The following is a 1,047-nucleotide window of genomic DNA, read 5'->3' on the forward strand; positions in this document are numbered from 1 at the left end:
GGCCATGAATCAATTCGCTATCCTCTATGCAGATCGATTTATCAGACCTTCCGTGTAAGTCTTAACACCGCCTTGAACACGGAATTTCTGACACCCCCATTGGTCCCGAACTAACGGCCCACGCATATAAAATCATGCCCACAAAAATTGCAGTGGCGAGCGTGATAAGCCCCCGCTTGTCTTCCATTCCCCCGCAACGCATCTCCATATATATATCGTTAGCGGCGTACACTGGGCCGCGACTGACAGCGCGATCGCAACGTTTTGCCTGTTGGGCCGCTCGCTCTTGCGCGACATCTTCTACGTAAGACACAGCTCGTGGCGAGGGCCGTGCGCCTCTGGAATGGCTCCCTAATTCCTCATCCGATTTCAAGCAGCCCCACCACATCATCCACTCGGTCGCGTACATCAAGCCACCTCATTCAGGGCGCCATAGACGCTCGCCAATTCTTGCGCTGTGTCTTCAAACGGCTTCTCGTTCTGAAACTTTGGTCCGCGATACGAAGTACGCTTGCACCATTTCTGCAGAGCGTCATCATCGAAAATTGCGATTGCCACACTGGCTACGACCAAAATTCCCGTCCCACGGAGTAGCAGGCGGCGAAAAAATAGCGCCACTGCCTCCTTGGCAAAGAAGGCTGAAATGTCTGCCATCATGCCCAACGAGACGCTCCAGCGTGAGAGCACAGCCCGCTCTGCAACAATGCGTAGCATCGGTGCAGCCGCTCCCAAGGTTAAGCTTGCTTGCCCTGTCGCCATCAAGAGAGCCGTGACAAACCGGACCCGAAATGCTCGGGATAGCGATGTTTTTTTCTCCTTCGCCGCGTTCTGCATATCAATCAGATGATACGTAGCGGCGATCGCACCTCCCATGATCGCCAACGCCCCACCCCACAGCCGCAGCCTCCCCAAGAACACCGTCGCCCCCACCCCGGTCGTGCTTCCGGGATTGAAGTGCCTCAACACCAGCTCCGTCCCGCAGGCCAGCATTTCGATCCCCGCCGCGCCGGCGGTCAGCACGGCGGCCGCCAGCTCGGCTCTCTGCCT

General features: G+C 57.0%; 1 protein-coding gene. It reads right to left on the reverse strand.

Annotated elements, in window-relative coordinates:
• Positions 1-408: 408 nt before the first annotated feature.
• Positions 409-1,047, reverse strand: a 639-nt coding sequence (locus ASD87_RS14380) for a hypothetical protein (protein WP_235512701.1), incomplete at its 5' end; no start/stop codon positions are given.

It is taken from the genome of Achromobacter sp. Root170 (assembly GCF_001428165.1).
In the GTDB taxonomy this organism is placed as follows: domain Bacteria; phylum Pseudomonadota; class Gammaproteobacteria; order Burkholderiales; family Burkholderiaceae_B; genus Achromobacter; species Achromobacter mucicolens.